The 1,234-nt window shown below is 41.7% G+C and carries 1 protein-coding gene; it reads right to left on the bottom strand.

Features of this window, described 5'->3' with window-relative positions:
* Positions 1–81: 81 nt before the first annotated feature.
* Positions 82–633: a hypothetical protein gene (locus BV390_RS30295; RefSeq protein WP_227517272.1), complete on the bottom strand. Its 552-nt coding sequence runs from the start codon at positions 631–633 to the stop codon at positions 82–84.
* Between the last annotated feature and the right edge of the window lie 601 nt (positions 634–1,234).

Raw genomic sequence — 1,234 nt, 5'->3', positions numbered from 1 at the left:
GAATTCACTATCGGCGAAGGTGAGTTGATGGCTCATGATGTCCCTCTGGGATGCGCTCCGGATGAATATGATGATCTCATATCAGGAACTTGTTCGCACCTTCCCTAACGCTTCTGTTTCTGAGGCGATTTTATGTTTAACGCGCTTAACTTCTGCGTCATAAATAACTTTGCGTAGCAGTGTTTCATCTTCATTTTGAATTAGGGCTTGCCGATCTAAATTAGGTAATGCATCGGGCAGATAGGTCAAACGCTCAACCGTCTTATCATTGACGGCTAATAGAAATGGGTTGTTTTTTTTAGCTCTTTGCGGGATGGATGCTAACATCAGTTCACAAGCAACCATCCCTTTAGTGTCATTGCCTAACACTATTTTTGCTACTGATGGGGTTAAAAACACACCTGATTGCAATTCATGCGAATCAGCCAGAGGGTATTCTATGCTTTGGTTGCCACTAAGAGTTTTTGCGTTACGGATACCAGCCCAGTTCCCTGCCTCGTTAATACTCAGTTCACCCCAGACATCAATTTTATGATTTTCCAAGCCCCAACTATCATAAAGGCGTTGGTAAAGCTCTTCATCAGAGAGCCCTTTAACCTCTTCAAGGTTGTAGATAACTTGTTCTAAAGCCATGATTTCTATTCAAACAATAAATAAAGGGATTACCTACGTGTTGCAAACTCAACACATCTACATCTCGAGAAAAACAGGTTTAGTTTTGCTTCTTATCTAGCACTTTTTAGCGAGATAATCACCAACGAGCATTTCAATAAATTCTTTAAGTTCCTGATATTAAACACCATAAGTCTAATATGGCAACAGTTTCTATAATCGCGTTTCGCGAATCCGTGATATGAGCACCAATGTTGACAGTGCCACTTACCACTACACAACTTCATATCGCGTCTACTCTATTGCTAACACTTTCGAGTGATCCGTACCAGCAAAAGTGGACACTTCGCTAAGAAAGTCTGGGGTCAAGTCTTGCAACGTGCACAACGTGCTTTGGCAAGGTCTGCTTTTGGCACATAAGAAATATTCAGAAATTTCGAATACTACATTAGCTCACTCACTTTACTGCAAAAACCGTAACCAACGTTTTCATTGAGTCACCCGAAACCATAACAAAGGGCACTGTTGCAAAGTTAGCGATGAGGCAGCCTTTTGTCTTATTCAAAGGCCTTACATTTCAAAAACTCTGCTTACCAGGCGCATTTCGCCCAGGGGATCACCA

This window comes from Klebsiella sp. YJ (assembly GCF_002108615.1).
Lineage (GTDB): Bacteria > Pseudomonadota > Gammaproteobacteria > Enterobacterales > Enterobacteriaceae > Klebsiella > Klebsiella planticola.
The sequence above is the reverse complement of the archived record's forward strand: the minus strand, read 5'-3'. Positions and strand labels throughout refer to the sequence as shown.